The following is a 15,439-nucleotide window of genomic DNA, read 5'->3' as shown; positions in this document are numbered from 1 at the left end:
TATATTGTCTATTAGAAATCTGGGTGGCCGCTCATTTGCAAAAATGATTCTTGCAGGTGCTCACCATCTTTCTCAAAACGCACAAATTGTTGATGCGTTAAATGTTTTTCCAGTGCCAGACGGAGACACGGGGACAAATATGAATTTGTCAATGACTTCAGGGGCAAAAGCAGTTGAAGAAACAAATACCGATCACATTGGTAAGGTCGGGGTGGCTCTGTCGAAAGGGCTGTTAATGGGGGCAAGAGGAAACTCAGGTGTGATCCTGTCTCAGCTCTTCAGAGGTTTCAGCAAAAATATAGAACAAAAAGAAACAATTGACGCAAAAGAATTTGCGCTTGCCTTGCAGGCCGGTGTTGATACAGCATATAAAGCCGTCATGAAACCGATTGAAGGAACCATCTTAACGGTTGCAAAAGACGCAGCAAAGAAAGCGGTTGCTGTTTCAGCAACAGAAGACCAAATCGATCGTGTACTAGAATTAACGATTGAGGAAGCAAGAGCATCACTTGACCGCACGCCAGATCTCCTTCCTGTTTTAAAAGAAGTCGGCGTTGTAGATAGCGGCGGTAAAGGACTTCTTTGTGTATATGAAGGTTTTCTTGCTTCATTAAGAGGAGAAGAGCTTCCCCCTAAAACGGCCTCTTTGCCAACATTAAAAGAATTAGTGAGTGCAGAGCATCATAAAAGTGCACAAAGTCATATGAACACAGAAGATATTGAATTTGGCTACTGTACAGAATTTATGGTGAAATTTGAAGAAGACAAACAGTCCTTTGACGAAAATGCCTTCAGAGAAGAATTAAGCGAATTCGGAGATTCACTTCTTGTGGTATCTGATGATACGCTTGCAAAAGTTCATATTCATGCAGAGCAGCCGGGAGATGTCTTATCATATGCACAGCGCTACGGCAGCTTGATCAATATGAAAATTGAAAACATGAGAGAGCAGCATAGCTCGATCGTCAATGAAGAAAAAGATCACTCGCCTGCTGCACCAAAAGCAACAGCTGCTGAAAAACAGCGCTTTGGAGTAGTGAGTGTCGCAATGGGAGAAGGGATTGCTGACTTGTTTAAAAGTATCGGAGCATCCGTCGTCATTGAAGGCGGGCAGACGATGAATCCGAGCACAGAAGACATTGTCAAAGCAATTGATAGCATTCATGCCGAAACCGTCTTTATCTTACCTAATAATTCTAATATTGTCATGGCAGCTAAACAGGCGGCAACTGTCTCAAGTCGTGAGGTCGTTGTTATTCCGACAAAGACCGTTCCTCAAGGAATGTCGGCACTTCTTTCTCTAAATGAAGCAGCTTCAAATGAAGACAATGAAGCAGCGATGTTAGAAGCGATTGATCATGTGAAAAGCGGCCAAATTACCTTTGCAGTGAGAGATACCCAAATTGATGGGGTCGACATTGCCAAAGGCGACTATATGGGCCTATACAATGGAAAAATCACCTTAACAGCTAAAAATCAATTAGATGCAGCAAAAGAGCTTTTGACCCAAATGGTGACAGAAGATGATGAGATTGTCACAATCATCAAAGGGGAAGATGCATCATCTGATGAGATGGAAGCTTTAGAAGCATATATTGAAGAAACATTTGAAGATGTAGAAGTTGAAGTCCACGATGGAAAACAGCCGCTTTATTCATATATTTTGGCTGTTGAATAAAGAAAGAAGGGCATATGAAGCCCTTCTTCTTCTTTTGCATTTTTTTACTATGTGTTCATCGGTGAAATGAGTTGCGGGAATCGAATGAATCCATTAGTCTAAAGGGAGTAACAAACCAATCTGTGATTGGTGATGAGAGGGGAAGACCTATGAAATTTAGAAGTGTGTTTGATATTATTGGACCCGTCATGATTGGTCCATCAAGTTCGCACACGGCGGGTGCGGCTCGTATTGGAAGAGTGGCTCGCAGCTTGTTCGGAAGGGAACCGAAACGAATTGTTGTGTCGTTTTATGGCTCTTTTAAAGATACGTATAAAGGACACGGGACAGATGTAGCCATTATCGGTGGTGTTCTTGACTTTGATACATTTGATGAACGAATCAAAACAGCGATTGATATTGCAAAAAGCAAAGAAATCGACATTGAGTTTAAAGAAGAAGATGCGGTGCCAGCGCATCCAAATACAGCAAAAGTAGAAATTTCAGATGCGAATGGAAGCCTTGAATTAATCGGGATTTCCATTGGCGGAGGTAAAATAGAAATCACAGAATTAAATGGCTTTGAACTGAGACTCTCAGGGAATCACCCGGCCATTCTTGTGGTTCATAACGACCGCTACGGGACGATTGCAGCAGTTGCCAATGTGTTAGCGAAATTCGCCATCAACATTGGTCATATGGAAGTGGCACGTAAAGAGGTCGGGCAAGAAGCACTCATGACGATTGAAGTGGATCAGAATATTGATCCAGCGGTTTTAACAGAGCTTGAGACGCTGCCAAACATTATTCAAGTCACACAAATTGCAGAGTAACAACAAGGAGGTTATGTATGATGTTTAAAAACGTCAAAGAACTCGTGCAGCTAACAGAAGAACGGAATACCTCCATTTCAGAAATTATGATTACTCAAGAAATGGAAGTGACAGGGAAGTCACGTGAAGACATTTTCTCGCAGATGTACCGCAACCTAGAAGTGATGGAACAGGCCGTTGAAAACGGACTGAAAGGTGTGAAATCATTATCTGGTTTAACAGGCGGGGATGCGGTGAAACTTCAAGCATATATCGCATCAGGCAAAACATTGTCTGGTCATACCATTTTAGATGCCGTGAGTAAGGCAGTGGCAACAAATGAAGTGAATGCAGCAATGGGAACGATCTGTGCAACGCCTACAGCTGGCTCAGCAGGTGTTGTGCCAGGAACGCTCTTTGCGGTGAAAGAAACATTAAAGCCAACAAAGGAACAAATGGTCAGATTCCTATTTACATCTGGTGCATTTGGTTTTGTTGTCGCCAATAACGCAAGTATCTCTGGTGCAGCAGGCGGCTGTCAGGCAGAAGTAGGATCTGCATCAGGTATGGCAGCAGCAGCCATTGTAGAAATGGCAGGCGGTACGCCGCAGCAATCCGCTGAAGCCATGGCCATCACCTTAAAAAATATGCTGGGTCTTGTTTGCGATCCAGTCGCAGGACTTGTGGAAGTGCCATGTGTGAAACGAAACGCAATGGGCGCTTCTAATGCGATGATTGCAGCAGATATGGCACTTGCCGGCATTACAAGCCGCATCCCTTGTGATGAAGTCATTGATGCGATGTACAAAATTGGTCAAACGATGCCAACAGCTCTTCGTGAGACTGCACAAGGCGGACTTGCTGCAACACCGACAGCAAGGGAGCTTGAAAAGAAGATTTTCGGAGGTGTGACCTCATCTCGTGATACAGAAACTGCAAGATAAGATCTCTGCCCTCAAAGGGATTGGAGAAGAAACAGAAAAAACACTAAATGAACTTGGAATCTACACAGTAGCCGATTTACTCGGCTACTTTCCTTATCGATATGACGACTATGAGCTTCGCAACTTAGAAGAAGTCAGACATGACGAACGTGTCACAGTTGAAGGAAAAGTGCACAGTGAGCCCGTTCTCACCTATTATGGAAAAAAACGAAGCAGGCTGACATTCAGGCTGCTTGTCGGTCGTTTTTTGATTACAGCCATATGCTTCAATCGCCCTTATTTAAAACGAAGTCTTGTTTTAGGCGATACGGTATCCGTCACAGGGAAGTGGGATAAAAACCGGCAATCCATTATGGTGCAGGAATTTAAAAAAGGAACACACGAACAAGATGGCAGTATAGAACCTGTTTATTCGGTCAAAGAAAATGTAACCGTGAAGATGATGAGACGATTTGTGAAACAAGCGTTGTCACTCTATGTAGACCATGCAGAAGATCCACTGCCAAAGCAACTTGTAGCTGCTTATAAACTCATGTCTTATCAAGAAGCACTAAAAACCATTCATCTCCCTGAAACGAGAGACTCGCTCAAGCAAGCAAGACGACGCTTCGTGTACGAGGAATTTCTCATCTTTCAGCTGAAGATGCAGGCGATCAGAAAAAAAGAACGAGAAAAAACATCAGGCATCCAGCATCCGTTTTCAAAAGAGGCGGTCTTTGAGTTTGTTCATAGCCTGCCGTTCCCGCTGACAAAAGCACAATCAAGAGTGCTGGATGAAATTATGTCAGATATGGCATCCCCGTACCGGATGAACCGGCTTCTTCAAGGTGATGTTGGATCGGGGAAAACAGCTGTAGCGGCAATTGCCCTTTATGCCGCTCATTTATCCGGCTTTCAAGGTGCGCTGATGGTGCCAACTGAAATTTTGGCAGAACAGCATGCCGATTCACTGTATCAGCTATTTGAAAAATGGGGGCTAAATATTGCTCTTTTGACGAGTTCAGTGAAAGGAAAGCGCCGCAGAGAACTGCTTGAACGTCTGAAAGAGGGAGATATTGATATTTTAGTCGGCACGCATGCCCTTATCCAGGACGAAGTGGAATTTCAGCAGCTTGGTCTTGTTATTACAGATGAACAGCACAGGTTCGGCGTGGAACAGCGGAAAAAACTGCGAAGCAAAGGGCAGGACCCAGATGTTTTGTTTATGACCGCAACGCCGATTCCAAGAACGCTTGCCATCACAGTATTTGGAGAAATGGACGTCTCTGTCATTGATGAGCTGCCAGCCGGCCGAAAGCAGATTGAAACGTATTGGGTGAAGCATGACATGCTTGAACGGATTCTTGCTTTTGTTGATAAAGAGCTGAGAAAAGGCAGACAAGCGTATATTATTTGTCCACTTATAGAAGAATCAGACAAACTGGATGTCCAAAATGCGATTGATGTTCACAGCATGCTGACAGAGGCGTATCGCGGAAAATGGTCGATCGGCTTAATGCATGGGAAACTCGCAAGTGATGAAAAAGATCAAGTGATGAGAGATTTCACTTCCAATGAAGTGCAAATCCTTGTGTCAACGACAGTTGTTGAAGTTGGAGTCAACGTGCCAAATGCGACCATCATGGTCATTTATGATGCGGACCGCTTTGGACTGTCACAGCTTCATCAGTTAAGAGGCCGGGTCGGACGCGGAGAGCATCAATCTTTTTGTATTTTAATGGCGGACCCTAAATCAGAGACCGGTAAAGAGCGCATGCGGATCATGTCTGAAACAACGGATGGCTTTGAACTGTCTGAAAAGGACTTAGAACTAAGAGGCCCTGGCGACTTCTTTGGCAAGAAACAAAGCGGTATGCCTGAATTTAAAGTGGCAGACATGGTTCATGACTATAGAGCGCTTGAAACCGCTAGAAAAGATGCGGCAGAGCTCGTGCAGTCTGAAGCCTTTTGGACAGAACCTGAATACAAAGAACTTAGGCAAACACTCGTAGACAGCGGTGTGCTAGGCGGAGATAAATTGAGCTGATCAAGTGCTGGAGGAATTTTCTTGTCTTTTTGAAACAAGGATTGATTTATCATCTATGAGATTATATACTACTATTAGTACCTAGTCATAAATGTACGGATGGTGTCTGCATATGAAACTAAATAAAAAAGAACGACAAAGGCTTCTCCAGCAAACGATCAGCTCGACTCCGTTCATTACTGATGAAGAATTGGCAAGTAAATTCGGTGTAAGCATTCAAACAGTTCGTCTTGACCGTTTGGAGCTGTCAATCCCTGAATTACGCGAAAGAATTAAGCACGTGGCCGAAAAGACATTAGAGGATGAAGTGAAGTCTCTTCCGCTGGATGAAGTCATTGGAGAAATGATTGATGTAGAGCTTGATGATCAAGCGATTTCCATTTTTGAAGTGAGAAAAGAGCATGTATTCAGCCGTAACCAAATTGCCAGGGGACATCATCTTTTTGCCCAGGCAAATTCGCTGGCAGTAGCCGTCATCGACGATGAACTGGCTTTGACAGCAAAAGCAAATATTAAGTTTACAAGGCAGGTCAAACAAGGCGAAAGAGTCGTCTCAAAAGCCAAAGTTGCCTCACATGATAAAGAAAAAGGCAGAACCGTAGTTGAAGTAAACAGCTATGTAGGTGAGGAAGTTGTCTTCTCAGGCGATTTCGTCATGTATCGCTCAAAACAAAAGTAAAAGGTGGCACATAACATGAGAATTGCAGTCGATGCAATGGGGGGAGATCATGCCCCTAAAGCCATTATTGACGGTGTGAAAAAAAGCTTAGAAGCATTTTCAGATATCGAGATTACACTTGTCGGCGATGAAAGCAAGATCAAATCATACATAACAAATCATGAACGCATCACGATCTTAGATGCAAAAGAAGTCATTGAACCAACGGATGAACCAGTGCGTGCAGTGAGACGTAAAAAGGATTCTTCTATGGTGAAAATGGCGCAGGAAGTTTCAGAAGGAAGAGCAGATGCCTGTATTTCAGCTGGAAATACTGGGGCACTCATGACAGCAGGCCTGTTTATCGTAGGCAGAATTGATGGCATTGACAGACCAGCACTTGCTCCGACGTTGCCAACACTTGATGGTAGCGGGTTCTTATTATTGGATGTCGGTGCAAACGTTGATGCAAAGCCAGAGCATCTTGTGCAATATGCCATGATGGGATCTATTTACGCAGAGCATGTCTTCCCGAAGAGCAATCCACGCGTTGGACTTTTAAATGTCGGGACAGAAGATAAAAAAGGCAACGATTTAACGAAAAAAACCTTTGAATTATTAAAAGCATCAGATTTGAATTTCGTAGGAAATGTAGAATCGCGTGACTTATTAGAAGGTGTAGCTGATGTCGTTGTCACAGATGGTTTCACGGGGAATATCGCCCTTAAAACGATCGAAGGCACAGCCCTTTCTGTTTTTAAGATGCTGAAAGAAACCTTAACATCCAGCTTCACAGCTAAAATAGCAGCAGGTATGATGAAGCCAAAATTAATGCAGATGAAATCTAAAATGGATTACTCCGAATATGGTGGTGCCGCATTATTTGGTTTAAAAGCACCCGTTATTAAAGCGCATGGTTCCTCTGATGAAAATGCGATTTTTCATGCCATTCGTCAGGCGCGCGATATCGTTATAAAAGACGTTTCAGCTATCATTCATCAAGAAGTTCAAAAAGAAGACACGAATGAGTCGTAATGGAGGTAGAGCAGCATGAGTAAAATTGCTTTTTTATTCCCAGGCCAAGGCTCTCAAAAAATTGGCATGGGAAAAGATTTATTTGACCAAGAAGCAGCATCTAAAGCTGTGTTTGAAGAAGCAGATCAGACCCTTGATTTTGATTTATCTTCAATGATTTTTGAAGGAGATGCAAAAGAACTGACGCTGACATATAATGCACAGCCAGCTCTTTTAACGACAAGCATCGCGATCTTAAAGAAATTTGAAGAGAGCGGAATCAAAGCAGATTATGCAGCAGGGCACAGTCTGGGTGAATATACAGCCCTTGTTGCAGCGGGAGCTCTTTCGTTTAAAGATGCCGTTTTCGCAGTGAGAAAGCGCGGCGAATTAATGAATGAAGCCGTTCCAGCAGGAGAAGGCGCAATGGCGGCGATTCTTGGCTTAGACCAAGCAGCGCTTGTAGAAGTGACAAAAGAAGTGACAGAAAGCGGTCATCTTGTAGAACTTGCGAACTTAAACTGTCCGGGCCAAATCGTCATCTCTGGTACAGCAAAAGGTGTGGAACTTGCATCAGAGAAAGCGAAAGAAAAGGGCGCAAAACGTGCAATTCCACTTGAAGTGAGTGGACCTTTCCATTCTGCATTAATGAAACCAGCAGCTGAAAAATTCACAGATGTATTATCTAAATTAGACATTTCTGATGCCGCGACGCCAGTGATTTCAAACGTAACAGCAGACATCGTGACATCACGTAATGAAATTGAAACGAAGCTGATTGAACAATTGTATTCTCCTGTTCGATTTGAAGAAAGTGTAGAACGCCTGATTGACTTAGGTGTGACAACATTTATTGAAATTGGTCCTGGTAAAGTGCTCTCAGGTCTTGTGAAAAAAGTCAATCGCCGCCTGACGACCATTTCCGTATCAGATCAAGAAACAATTGAAGCAGCTATTCAAACACTCAAGGGGGATTCTTGATGCTTACAAATAAAACAGCCGTTGTCACAGGTGCATCTCGCGGTATTGGCCGTTCGATTGCGATCGATTTGGCGAAAAAAGGTGCCAATGTTGTGGTGAACTATTCAGGCAACGAAGCAAAAGCAAATGAAGTCGTCGATGAGATCAAAGCACTTGGCCAGCAGGCTTTTGCTGTCAAAGCGGATGTGTCAAATGCAGAAGATGTACAGGCATTAATGAAACAAACCGTTGATACATTTGGTTCAATCGACATTCTTGTGAATAATGCTGGAATTACAAAGGACAACTTGCTCATGAGAATGAAAGAAAATGAATGGGATGATGTCATTAACATAAACTTAAAAGGTGTCTTCAACTGTACAAAAGCTGTGACACGTCAAATGATGAAACAGCGCAGCGGAAGAATCATCAATGTAGCATCTGTTGTCGGCGTTTGCGGAAACCCTGGACAAGCAAACTACGTTGCAGCAAAAGCTGGTGTGATCGGTTTAACGAAAACAACAGCGAAAGAGCTGGCAAGCCGTCATATTACAGTCAATGCCGTAGCACCAGGCTTTATTTCTACTGATATGACTGACAAGCTTGATGAGAATGTTCAAACAGAAATGCTAAAGCAAATCCCGCTCGCACGCTTTGGTGCGCCTGAAGATATAAGCAACGTTGTTGTCTTTTTAGCTTCAGAAGGAGCAGGTTATATTACAGGCCAAACCATCCAAGTGGATGGCGGAATGGTTATGTCCTAAGAAATATCAAAATTTCGTTACGTTTTCTCTAGTTTTTTAAAAACGAATCAACTATAATACTTTGAGGGGAGGTGAAAGGCAATGGCAGACGTATTAGAGCGTGTATCAAAAATTATTGTAGACCGCCTTGGCGTTGATGAGGCTGACGTGAAAATGGAAGCTTCATTTAAAGAAGATTTAGGCGCTGATTCCCTTGATGTAGTTGAGCTAGTTATGGAACTTGAAGATGAGTTCGATATGGAAATTTCTGACGAAGATGCTGAAAAAATTGCAACAGTCGGTGACGCTGTGAACTACATAAATAGCCAGCAATAAGCGTAACAAAGTCCCGTCTATTTTCATGGCGGGACTTTGAAAATTTATGTTAGTTTCAACATATTCAGCTGATCAATTGTCAGCCTTTTTCAGATGCTAAGGAGCACGGTTTCCTTGCATGTAGAAAGAGAGACTCCATATAATCAGTATCCTTAAAGGCGATGACGCCTACCTGGAGGTTGCTATGCCAAAACACTATAAAGACAAACAGAAACAGAGCAAAAAACTAGAGCAATTCAGAGAATTTCAGCAGCGCATTTCTGTACACTTTAAAAATGAAAAACTACTCTATCAAGCCTTTACACATTCCTCTTATGTGAACGAGCATCGGAAAAAACCTTATGAGGATAATGAAAGACTTGAATTTTTAGGGGACGCTGTTCTAGAGTTGACGATCTCACAGTTCTTATTTGCAAAGTACCCAGCCATGAGCGAGGGAGATTTAACAAAACTGAGAGCGGCGATCGTATGTGAGCCATCACTTGTGTCATTAGCACATGAGCTGTCCTTTGGAGACCTTGTTCTTTTAGGAAAAGGGGAAGAAATGACAGGCGGCAGAAAGCGTCCGGCACTCTTAGCAGACGTATTTGAGGCGTTTATCGGAGCGCTTTATTTAGATCAAGGACTTGAGCCTGTTGAACGATTCCTAGAAGCCTATGTATACCCGAAAATTAATGACGGGGCATTCTCACATGTCATGGACTTTAAAAGCCAGCTTCAAGAATTTGTTCAGCGAGATGGAAAAGGTGTACTTGAATACCGAATCCTGCATGAAAAAGGTCCAGCACATAACCGGGAATTTGAAGCCAATGTATCCCTTAGAGGAGAAGTGCTCGGAATTGGAAATGGCCGTTCAAAAAAAGAAGCGGAACAGCATGCTGCACAGGAAGCACTTGCTAAATTACAGAAACATCATATGAACCAATAAAATCCCCCTCGTGATTCAGGGGGATTTCACTCTGTTTTCCATCATCTTTTTTCAGTTCATATGGTAAGATAATAGTACTTTAAATACATAAGGAGGATCACTCTCATGTTCCTCAAACGTTTAGACGTGATAGGATTCAAATCTTTCGCACAGCGGGTGACTGTAGACTTTGTCAAAGGGGTTACAGCTGTTGTTGGACCAAACGGAAGCGGCAAAAGTAATATTACTGATGCGATCCGCTGGGTACTTGGAGAGCAATCAGCAAAAAGCCTCCGCGGAGGAAAAATGGAAGACATCATTTTTGCAGGAAGTGACTCAAGAAAACGAGTCAACTTAGCAGAAGTGACATTAACGCTCGATAACGAAGATCACTTTTTGCCGATCGATTTTCACGAAGTCAGTGTGACAAGAAGAGTCTATCGTTCTGGAGAAAGTGAATTTCTCATTAACAATCAATCTGTCCGCTTAAAGGATATTATTGATCTTTTCATGGATTCAGGTCTTGGAAAAGAAGCTTTTTCGATCATCAGCCAAGGTAAGGTAGAAGAGATTCTATCGAGTAAAGCTGAAGAAAGACGTAGCATCTTTGAAGAAGCAGCTGGTGTCCTGAAATATAAAACAAGAAAGAAAAAAGCCGAGAATAAACTGTTTGAAACGCAGGACAACTTAAACCGGGTGGAAGATATTCTGCATGAACTAGAAGATCAAGTAGAACCACTAAGAATGCAGGCATCTATCGCAAAAGACTATCTGCAAAAGAAAGAAGAACTTGAAAATGTAGAAATTGCTCTCACCGTCCATGATATTGAAGCACTGCACAAAAAATGGACAACACTTGGTGAAGCTGTCGAGCGGTTCAAACAAGATGAAATGAAGCAGTCCACAGACATTCAAGCGAAGGAAGCCAAAATCGAAGAATCGAGAGACCGTATTCAGGCGCTTGACGATTCGATTCATGACCTCCAAGAAGTCCTCCTTTTCACAAGTGAAGAACTAGAAAAGCTTGAAGGGAAAAAAGAAGTTCTAAAAGAACGGAAAAAAAATGCGGCCGCTAACCAAGGGCAGCTAGAAGACACGCTCGTGCGTTTAACCGAAAAACAGTCGTTGTTAACGGAAAAGATTGAACAGCAGAAAATCACACGTGACAGCCTGCAAACAGAAGTGCAGCAGCTAAAAGATGAAGTGAAAACAAAACAGCATCAGCTGTCTCTTCATAGTGAAGATGTGGAAGGGCAAATTGAACAGCTAAAAAACGATTATTTTGACCTATTAAACGAGCAAGCTTCTATCCGAAACGAACGCACATTACTAGAAGAACAGCAGCGCCAAGCAGCCTTGCAGCTAGAGCGGTTAACGCAAAATAATCAGAAACATATCGAAGAACGGGTATCTGTGAAGGAAAAGAAAACAGAAGCCGAAAAGCAACTTTCAGAACGAGAAGAAGACATTTTGGCTCAGGTGAAACGCTTTAGAGAAGCGGAACAAAAGCTAGAGCAGATGAAACGTCAATACGAGAAAAAAGAAACGGCTCTTTACCAAGCCTATCAATATGTACAGCAGGCAAAATCTAAAAAAGAAATGCTTGAATCCATGCAGGAAGACTTCTCAGGATTTTTCCAAGGAGTGAAAGAGGTTTTAAAGGCAAAGGATCGGTTAGGTGGCATTCACGGGGCGATTGCAGAGCTGATTCAAACAGAGCAGCAACATGAAACAGCGATTGAAATTGCACTTGGCGCAGCCACGCAGCATGTCGTTACTGAAAATGAAGCGGCTGCCAGGCAGGCCATTGGATACTTAAAGCAGCATTCCTTTGGGCGTGCGACCTTCCTGCCGATGAACGTCATCAAAGAACGAACCATTCAGTTCAGAGATATTCAAACAGCTGAGCAGCATGACGCATTTATCGGCGTAGCGAGTCAGCTCGTTTCCTTTGATGAAAAGTATGAAAAAGTCATTCGGAATTTGCTTGGAACAGTCCTAATCGTGAAAGACTTAAAAGGTGCCAATGAGCTAGCGAAAATGCTTGGACATCGTTATCGTATCGTGACCCTTGATGGGGACGTGGTGAACCCAGGCGGTTCAATGACTGGGGGAGGCGTAAAGAAAAAGAACAATTCCCTCCTCTCCAGAAACCGAGAGATTGAAACGTTAACAAAGCAACTCGTTGAAATGGAAGAAAAAACAACGATCCTTGAAAAAGAAACAAAAGAAACGAAGCAATCGATTGCCGAAAGCGAAGTCCAATTAAATGAACTGCGTCAGCGCGGCGAAATGCTTCGAGAAAAGCAGCAAGAGTTAAAAGGGACATTATATGAACTGCAAGTAGCTGAAAAAAATATTAACGCTCATCTAGAGCTCTATGATCAAGAAAAAGAAGAGTTGCAGCAGCGCTCTAGCGAACTTGCGATCAAGGACAAAGAGCAGGCAGCCCTTGAAACATCTATAGGTGAGAAACTGACCTCTCTTGACGAAGAGATCAACACGTTAACAAAACGGAAGCAGACCCAAAGCTCAACGAAAGAAACCATTTCTTCCGAATTAACAGAGCTGAAAATCTCGCTTGCCAAAAAAGAGCAGTCTTTAGCGAATGAACAAGAAAAACTATCGAGCTTAACGGCTGAATTAGAAGAGGCTGAAAAGACGCTGACGGAAACAAAAGAAGATTTGTCCCTCTTAACAAGTGAAATGTCATCCAGCTCAAGCGGCGCCGAACAACTGGAAGAAGCGGCAAAAGAGAAACTGGAACATAAAAACAAAACGACAGCGCTTATCTCAGAGCGACGCAAACAGCGCCTGGCTCTTTCTGAAACATTAGAATTCGCAGAACGTGAACTAAAAGAGCAAAAACGCCTGTATAAACAGCTCACGACAAGCTTAAAAGATGAAGAAATCAAGCTTGGCCGCATGGAAGTTGAACTTGATAACCTCATCGCCTATTTAAACGAAGAGTATGCCCTTTCGTTTGAAGGAGCAAAAGAAATGTATCATCTGACGCTATCGCCGGATGAAGCAAGAAAACGCGTGAAATTGATCAAACTAGCCATTGAAGAGCTTGGAACAGTGAACTTAGGCAGTATTGACGAGTATGAACGTGTGAATGAACGTTTTCTCTTCTTAACTGAACAGCGCAATGATCTGACAGAAGCGAAAAATACGTTATTCCAAGTCATTGAAGAAATGGATCAGGAGATGACGAAACGTTTCTCTGAGACATTCTCTCAAATCCGCGGGCATTTTGAATCTGTTTTCCAAGCATTATTTGGCGGAGGAAGAGCAGACCTTAAGCTCACAGATCCAAACGATTTACTAAACTCAGGCGTCGATATTGTGGCGCAGCCGCCGGGGAAAAAGCTGCAAAATCTAAGCCTGCTTTCAGGCGGAGAAAGAGCATTAACAGCCATCGCTTTATTATTCTCGATCTTAAAAGTGAGACCTGTTCCATTCTGTGTGCTAGATGAGGTAGAAGCAGCGCTTGATGAAGCGAATGTGTTCCGCTTTGCCCAGTATTTAAAGAAATATAGCCAAGAAACACAGTTCATTGTGATTACACACCGAAAAGGAACCATGGAAGAAGCAGATGTTCTGTACGGTGTCACGATGCAGGAGTCAGGTGTCTCAAAACTGGTATCTGTCAAACTAGAGGAAACGAAAGAGCTTGTCCAGTAATTAAAGGAGGTTTTTGAACCAATGAGCTTTTTTAAGAAATTAAAAGAAAAATTTACGCAGCAAACCGATTCAGTATCAGAAAAGTTTAAAGATGGACTTGAAAAAACGAGAAATTCGTTTCAGGGAAAAGTAAATGAACTCATTTCTCGCTATCGTAAAGTGGATGAAGACTTTTTTGAAGAACTAGAAGAAGTGTTAATCGGTGCTGATGTTGGTTTCACGACTGTGATGGAACTGATTGATGAGCTGAAAAAAGAAGTGAAATTAAGAAACATTCAAGACCCAAGTGAAGTACAAGCAGTCATCTCTGAAAAACTCGTGGAGATTTACAATAGCGGTGAGGAACAAATCTCTGAACTGAACATTGAAGACGGCCGTTTAAATATTATTTTATTTGTAGGCGTGAACGGTGTCGGTAAAACCACAACCATTGGTAAGCTGGCAAACAAGCTGAAAAATGAAGGGAAATCCGTCATTTTAGCAGCAGGTGATACGTTCCGTGCGGGGGCGATTGAGCAGCTTGAAGTATGGGGCGAGCGCTCTGGTGTTCCTGTCGTTAAACAAACAGCAGGCTCTGACCCGGCAGCGGTCATCTATGATGCCGTTCAATCAGCTAAAGCCAAAAAAGCAGATGTCCTGATCTGTGATACAGCAGGCAGACTGCAAAATAAAGTCAACTTGATGAAAGAGCTGGAGAAGGTCAAGAGAGTCATTGAACGCGAAGTGCCCGATGCACCGCATGAAGTACTGCTTGCCCTTGATGCGACAACGGGTCAAAATGCGATGGCGCAAGCGAAGGAATTTTCTAAAGCAACAAACGTGACAGGTATCGCTTTAACAAAGCTTGACGGTACTGCAAAAGGCGGGATTGTTCTTGCCATTCGCAATGAGCTCAACATCCCTGTAAAACTTGTCGGATTAGGTGAAAAAGTAGACGATCTGCAAGAGTTCGATGCTGAATCGTATGTGTACGGATTATTCTCAGACATGATTGATCAAGAAGACTAATCAAGATGTCGGCAAAACTGCCGGCATTCAGCGTGTAGACAAACCCTCGCATTCTTTGTCAGTCCTGCGTGCTGGTGCTCACGAATGTGACATTCGCTCCGCGCCAGTACTCGTCCTTCCTAGACTTCAAAGGTTTTCTATCACGCTGAAAAGAAGACAAAGTGCTAAAATCAAGTTCATTTTAGCCCTTTGTCAACAATCTGGGGATGCCGGCAAAATTGCCGGCATTTTTATTTATATATCGCCGCAGGAAGTGACAAGATAAAAACTTGACACATAGATCAGAACCGTGTAAACTTAGTTGTTGTAAAGGGAATGAACTTAACAAAGGGGAGAGAGCCCATGACGCTTGAAAAGACAACGAGAATGAACTACTTGTTTGATTTCTATCAATCGTTGTTGACCGCAAAACAAAAGAGCTACATGTCGCTTTACTACCTAGACGATTTTTCCCTCGGTGAAATTGCGGATGAATATGAAGTATCAAGACAGGCTGTTTATGATAATATTAAACGGACTGAAGCGATGCTTGAACAATATGAAGAAAAGCTGCTCTTGTTTAAGAAATTTAAAGAGCGTAAAGAACTTCTCACAAAAATGAGAGAGCTTGTAGCAGATTCCGCGCAAAAGGAAGAAGCAGAAGCTTTAATTGAATCGCTTGAGAAATTAGATTAGGAGGCGGCACAG

The 15,439-nt window shown here is 42.8% G+C and carries 14 protein-coding genes; all 14 read left to right on the top strand.

All coding sequences use genetic code 11. The features are described 5' to 3' along the window. Positions 1 to 4 precede the first annotated feature (4 nt). The 14 genes from FBF75_RS01740 (at position 5) to FBF75_RS01675 (ending at position 15,427) form a co-directional block, all read left to right on the top strand. On the top strand, positions 5 to 1,678 hold the full coding sequence (locus tag FBF75_RS01740; protein ID WP_116306847.1) for a DAK2 domain-containing protein: 1,674 nt from the start codon (positions 5 to 7) through the stop codon (positions 1,676 to 1,678). Positions 1,679 to 1,827: 149 nt separating this feature from the next. Further along, the gene (gene sdaAB, locus FBF75_RS01735; RefSeq protein ID WP_008344864.1) at positions 1,828 to 2,490 is read left to right on the top strand and encodes an L-serine ammonia-lyase, iron-sulfur-dependent subunit beta; all 663 of its coding nucleotides are present in this window, start codon (positions 1,828 to 1,830) and stop codon (positions 2,488 to 2,490) included. A 20-nt stretch (positions 2,491 to 2,510) separates the two neighbouring features. Next, positions 2,511 to 3,413 (top strand): L-serine ammonia-lyase, iron-sulfur-dependent, subunit alpha, encoded by a 903-nt coding sequence (sdaAA, locus tag FBF75_RS01730; protein ID WP_008354543.1) that lies wholly within the window; start codon positions 2,511 to 2,513, stop codon positions 3,411 to 3,413. Beyond that, the gene (recG, locus tag FBF75_RS01725) at positions 3,391 to 5,439 is read left to right on the top strand and encodes an ATP-dependent DNA helicase RecG (RefSeq protein ID WP_072367275.1); all 2,049 of its coding nucleotides are present in this window, start codon (positions 3,391 to 3,393) and stop codon (positions 5,437 to 5,439) included. Before sdaAA ends, recG begins: the two co-directional genes overlap by 23 nt. 112 nt (positions 5,440 to 5,551) lie before the next feature. Continuing rightward, positions 5,552 to 6,118, top strand: a complete 567-nt coding sequence (gene fapR, locus FBF75_RS01720) for a transcription factor FapR (protein ID WP_008344859.1) — start codon at positions 5,552 to 5,554, stop codon at positions 6,116 to 6,118. Between the two features lie 15 nt (positions 6,119 to 6,133). Continuing rightward, complete coding sequence (plsX, locus tag FBF75_RS01715; protein WP_098680344.1) at positions 6,134 to 7,132, top strand: phosphate acyltransferase PlsX; 999 nt, start codon at positions 6,134 to 6,136, stop codon at positions 7,130 to 7,132. A gap of 15 nt (positions 7,133 to 7,147) precedes the next feature. Then, positions 7,148 to 8,092 (top strand): ACP S-malonyltransferase, encoded by a 945-nt coding sequence (gene fabD, locus FBF75_RS01710; RefSeq protein ID WP_136944387.1) that lies wholly within the window; start codon positions 7,148 to 7,150, stop codon positions 8,090 to 8,092. Next, the gene (fabG, locus tag FBF75_RS01705) at positions 8,092 to 8,835 is read left to right on the top strand and encodes a 3-oxoacyl-[acyl-carrier-protein] reductase (RefSeq protein ID WP_039166716.1); all 744 of its coding nucleotides are present in this window, start codon (positions 8,092 to 8,094) and stop codon (positions 8,833 to 8,835) included. Before fabD ends, fabG begins: the two co-directional genes overlap by 1 nt. An 81-nt stretch (positions 8,836 to 8,916) precedes the next feature. Then, complete coding sequence (gene acpP, locus FBF75_RS01700) at positions 8,917 to 9,150, top strand: acyl carrier protein (protein WP_003212028.1); 234 nt, start codon at positions 8,917 to 8,919, stop codon at positions 9,148 to 9,150. Positions 9,151 to 9,334: 184 nt separating this feature from the next. Continuing rightward, positions 9,335 to 10,078 (top strand): ribonuclease III, encoded by a 744-nt coding sequence (rnc, locus tag FBF75_RS01695; protein WP_017367233.1) that lies wholly within the window; start codon positions 9,335 to 9,337, stop codon positions 10,076 to 10,078. 105 nt (positions 10,079 to 10,183) lie between these two features. Beyond that, complete coding sequence (smc, locus tag FBF75_RS01690; protein ID WP_136944386.1) at positions 10,184 to 13,744, top strand: chromosome segregation protein SMC; 3,561 nt, start codon at positions 10,184 to 10,186, stop codon at positions 13,742 to 13,744. A gap of 21 nt (positions 13,745 to 13,765) precedes the next feature. Next, the gene (gene ftsY / locus FBF75_RS01685; protein ID WP_017359097.1) at positions 13,766 to 14,752 is read left to right on the top strand and encodes a signal recognition particle-docking protein FtsY; all 987 of its coding nucleotides are present in this window, start codon (positions 13,766 to 13,768) and stop codon (positions 14,750 to 14,752) included. Next, positions 14,736 to 15,017, top strand: a complete 282-nt coding sequence (locus FBF75_RS01680; RefSeq protein WP_240692307.1) for a hypothetical protein — start codon at positions 14,736 to 14,738, stop codon at positions 15,015 to 15,017. Before ftsY ends, FBF75_RS01680 begins: the two co-directional genes overlap by 17 nt. A gap of 77 nt (positions 15,018 to 15,094) precedes the next feature. After that, on the top strand, positions 15,095 to 15,427 hold the full coding sequence (locus tag FBF75_RS01675; RefSeq protein ID WP_008344844.1) for a putative DNA-binding protein: 333 nt from the start codon (positions 15,095 to 15,097) through the stop codon (positions 15,425 to 15,427). Positions 15,428 to 15,439: the final 12 nt, after the last annotated feature.

Source organism: Bacillus sp. S2(2019), assembly GCF_005144805.1.
Taxonomy (GTDB): domain Bacteria; phylum Bacillota; class Bacilli; order Bacillales; family Bacillaceae; genus Bacillus; species Bacillus altitudinis.
The sequence above is the reverse complement of the archived record's forward strand: the minus strand, read 5'-3'. Positions and strand labels throughout refer to the sequence as shown.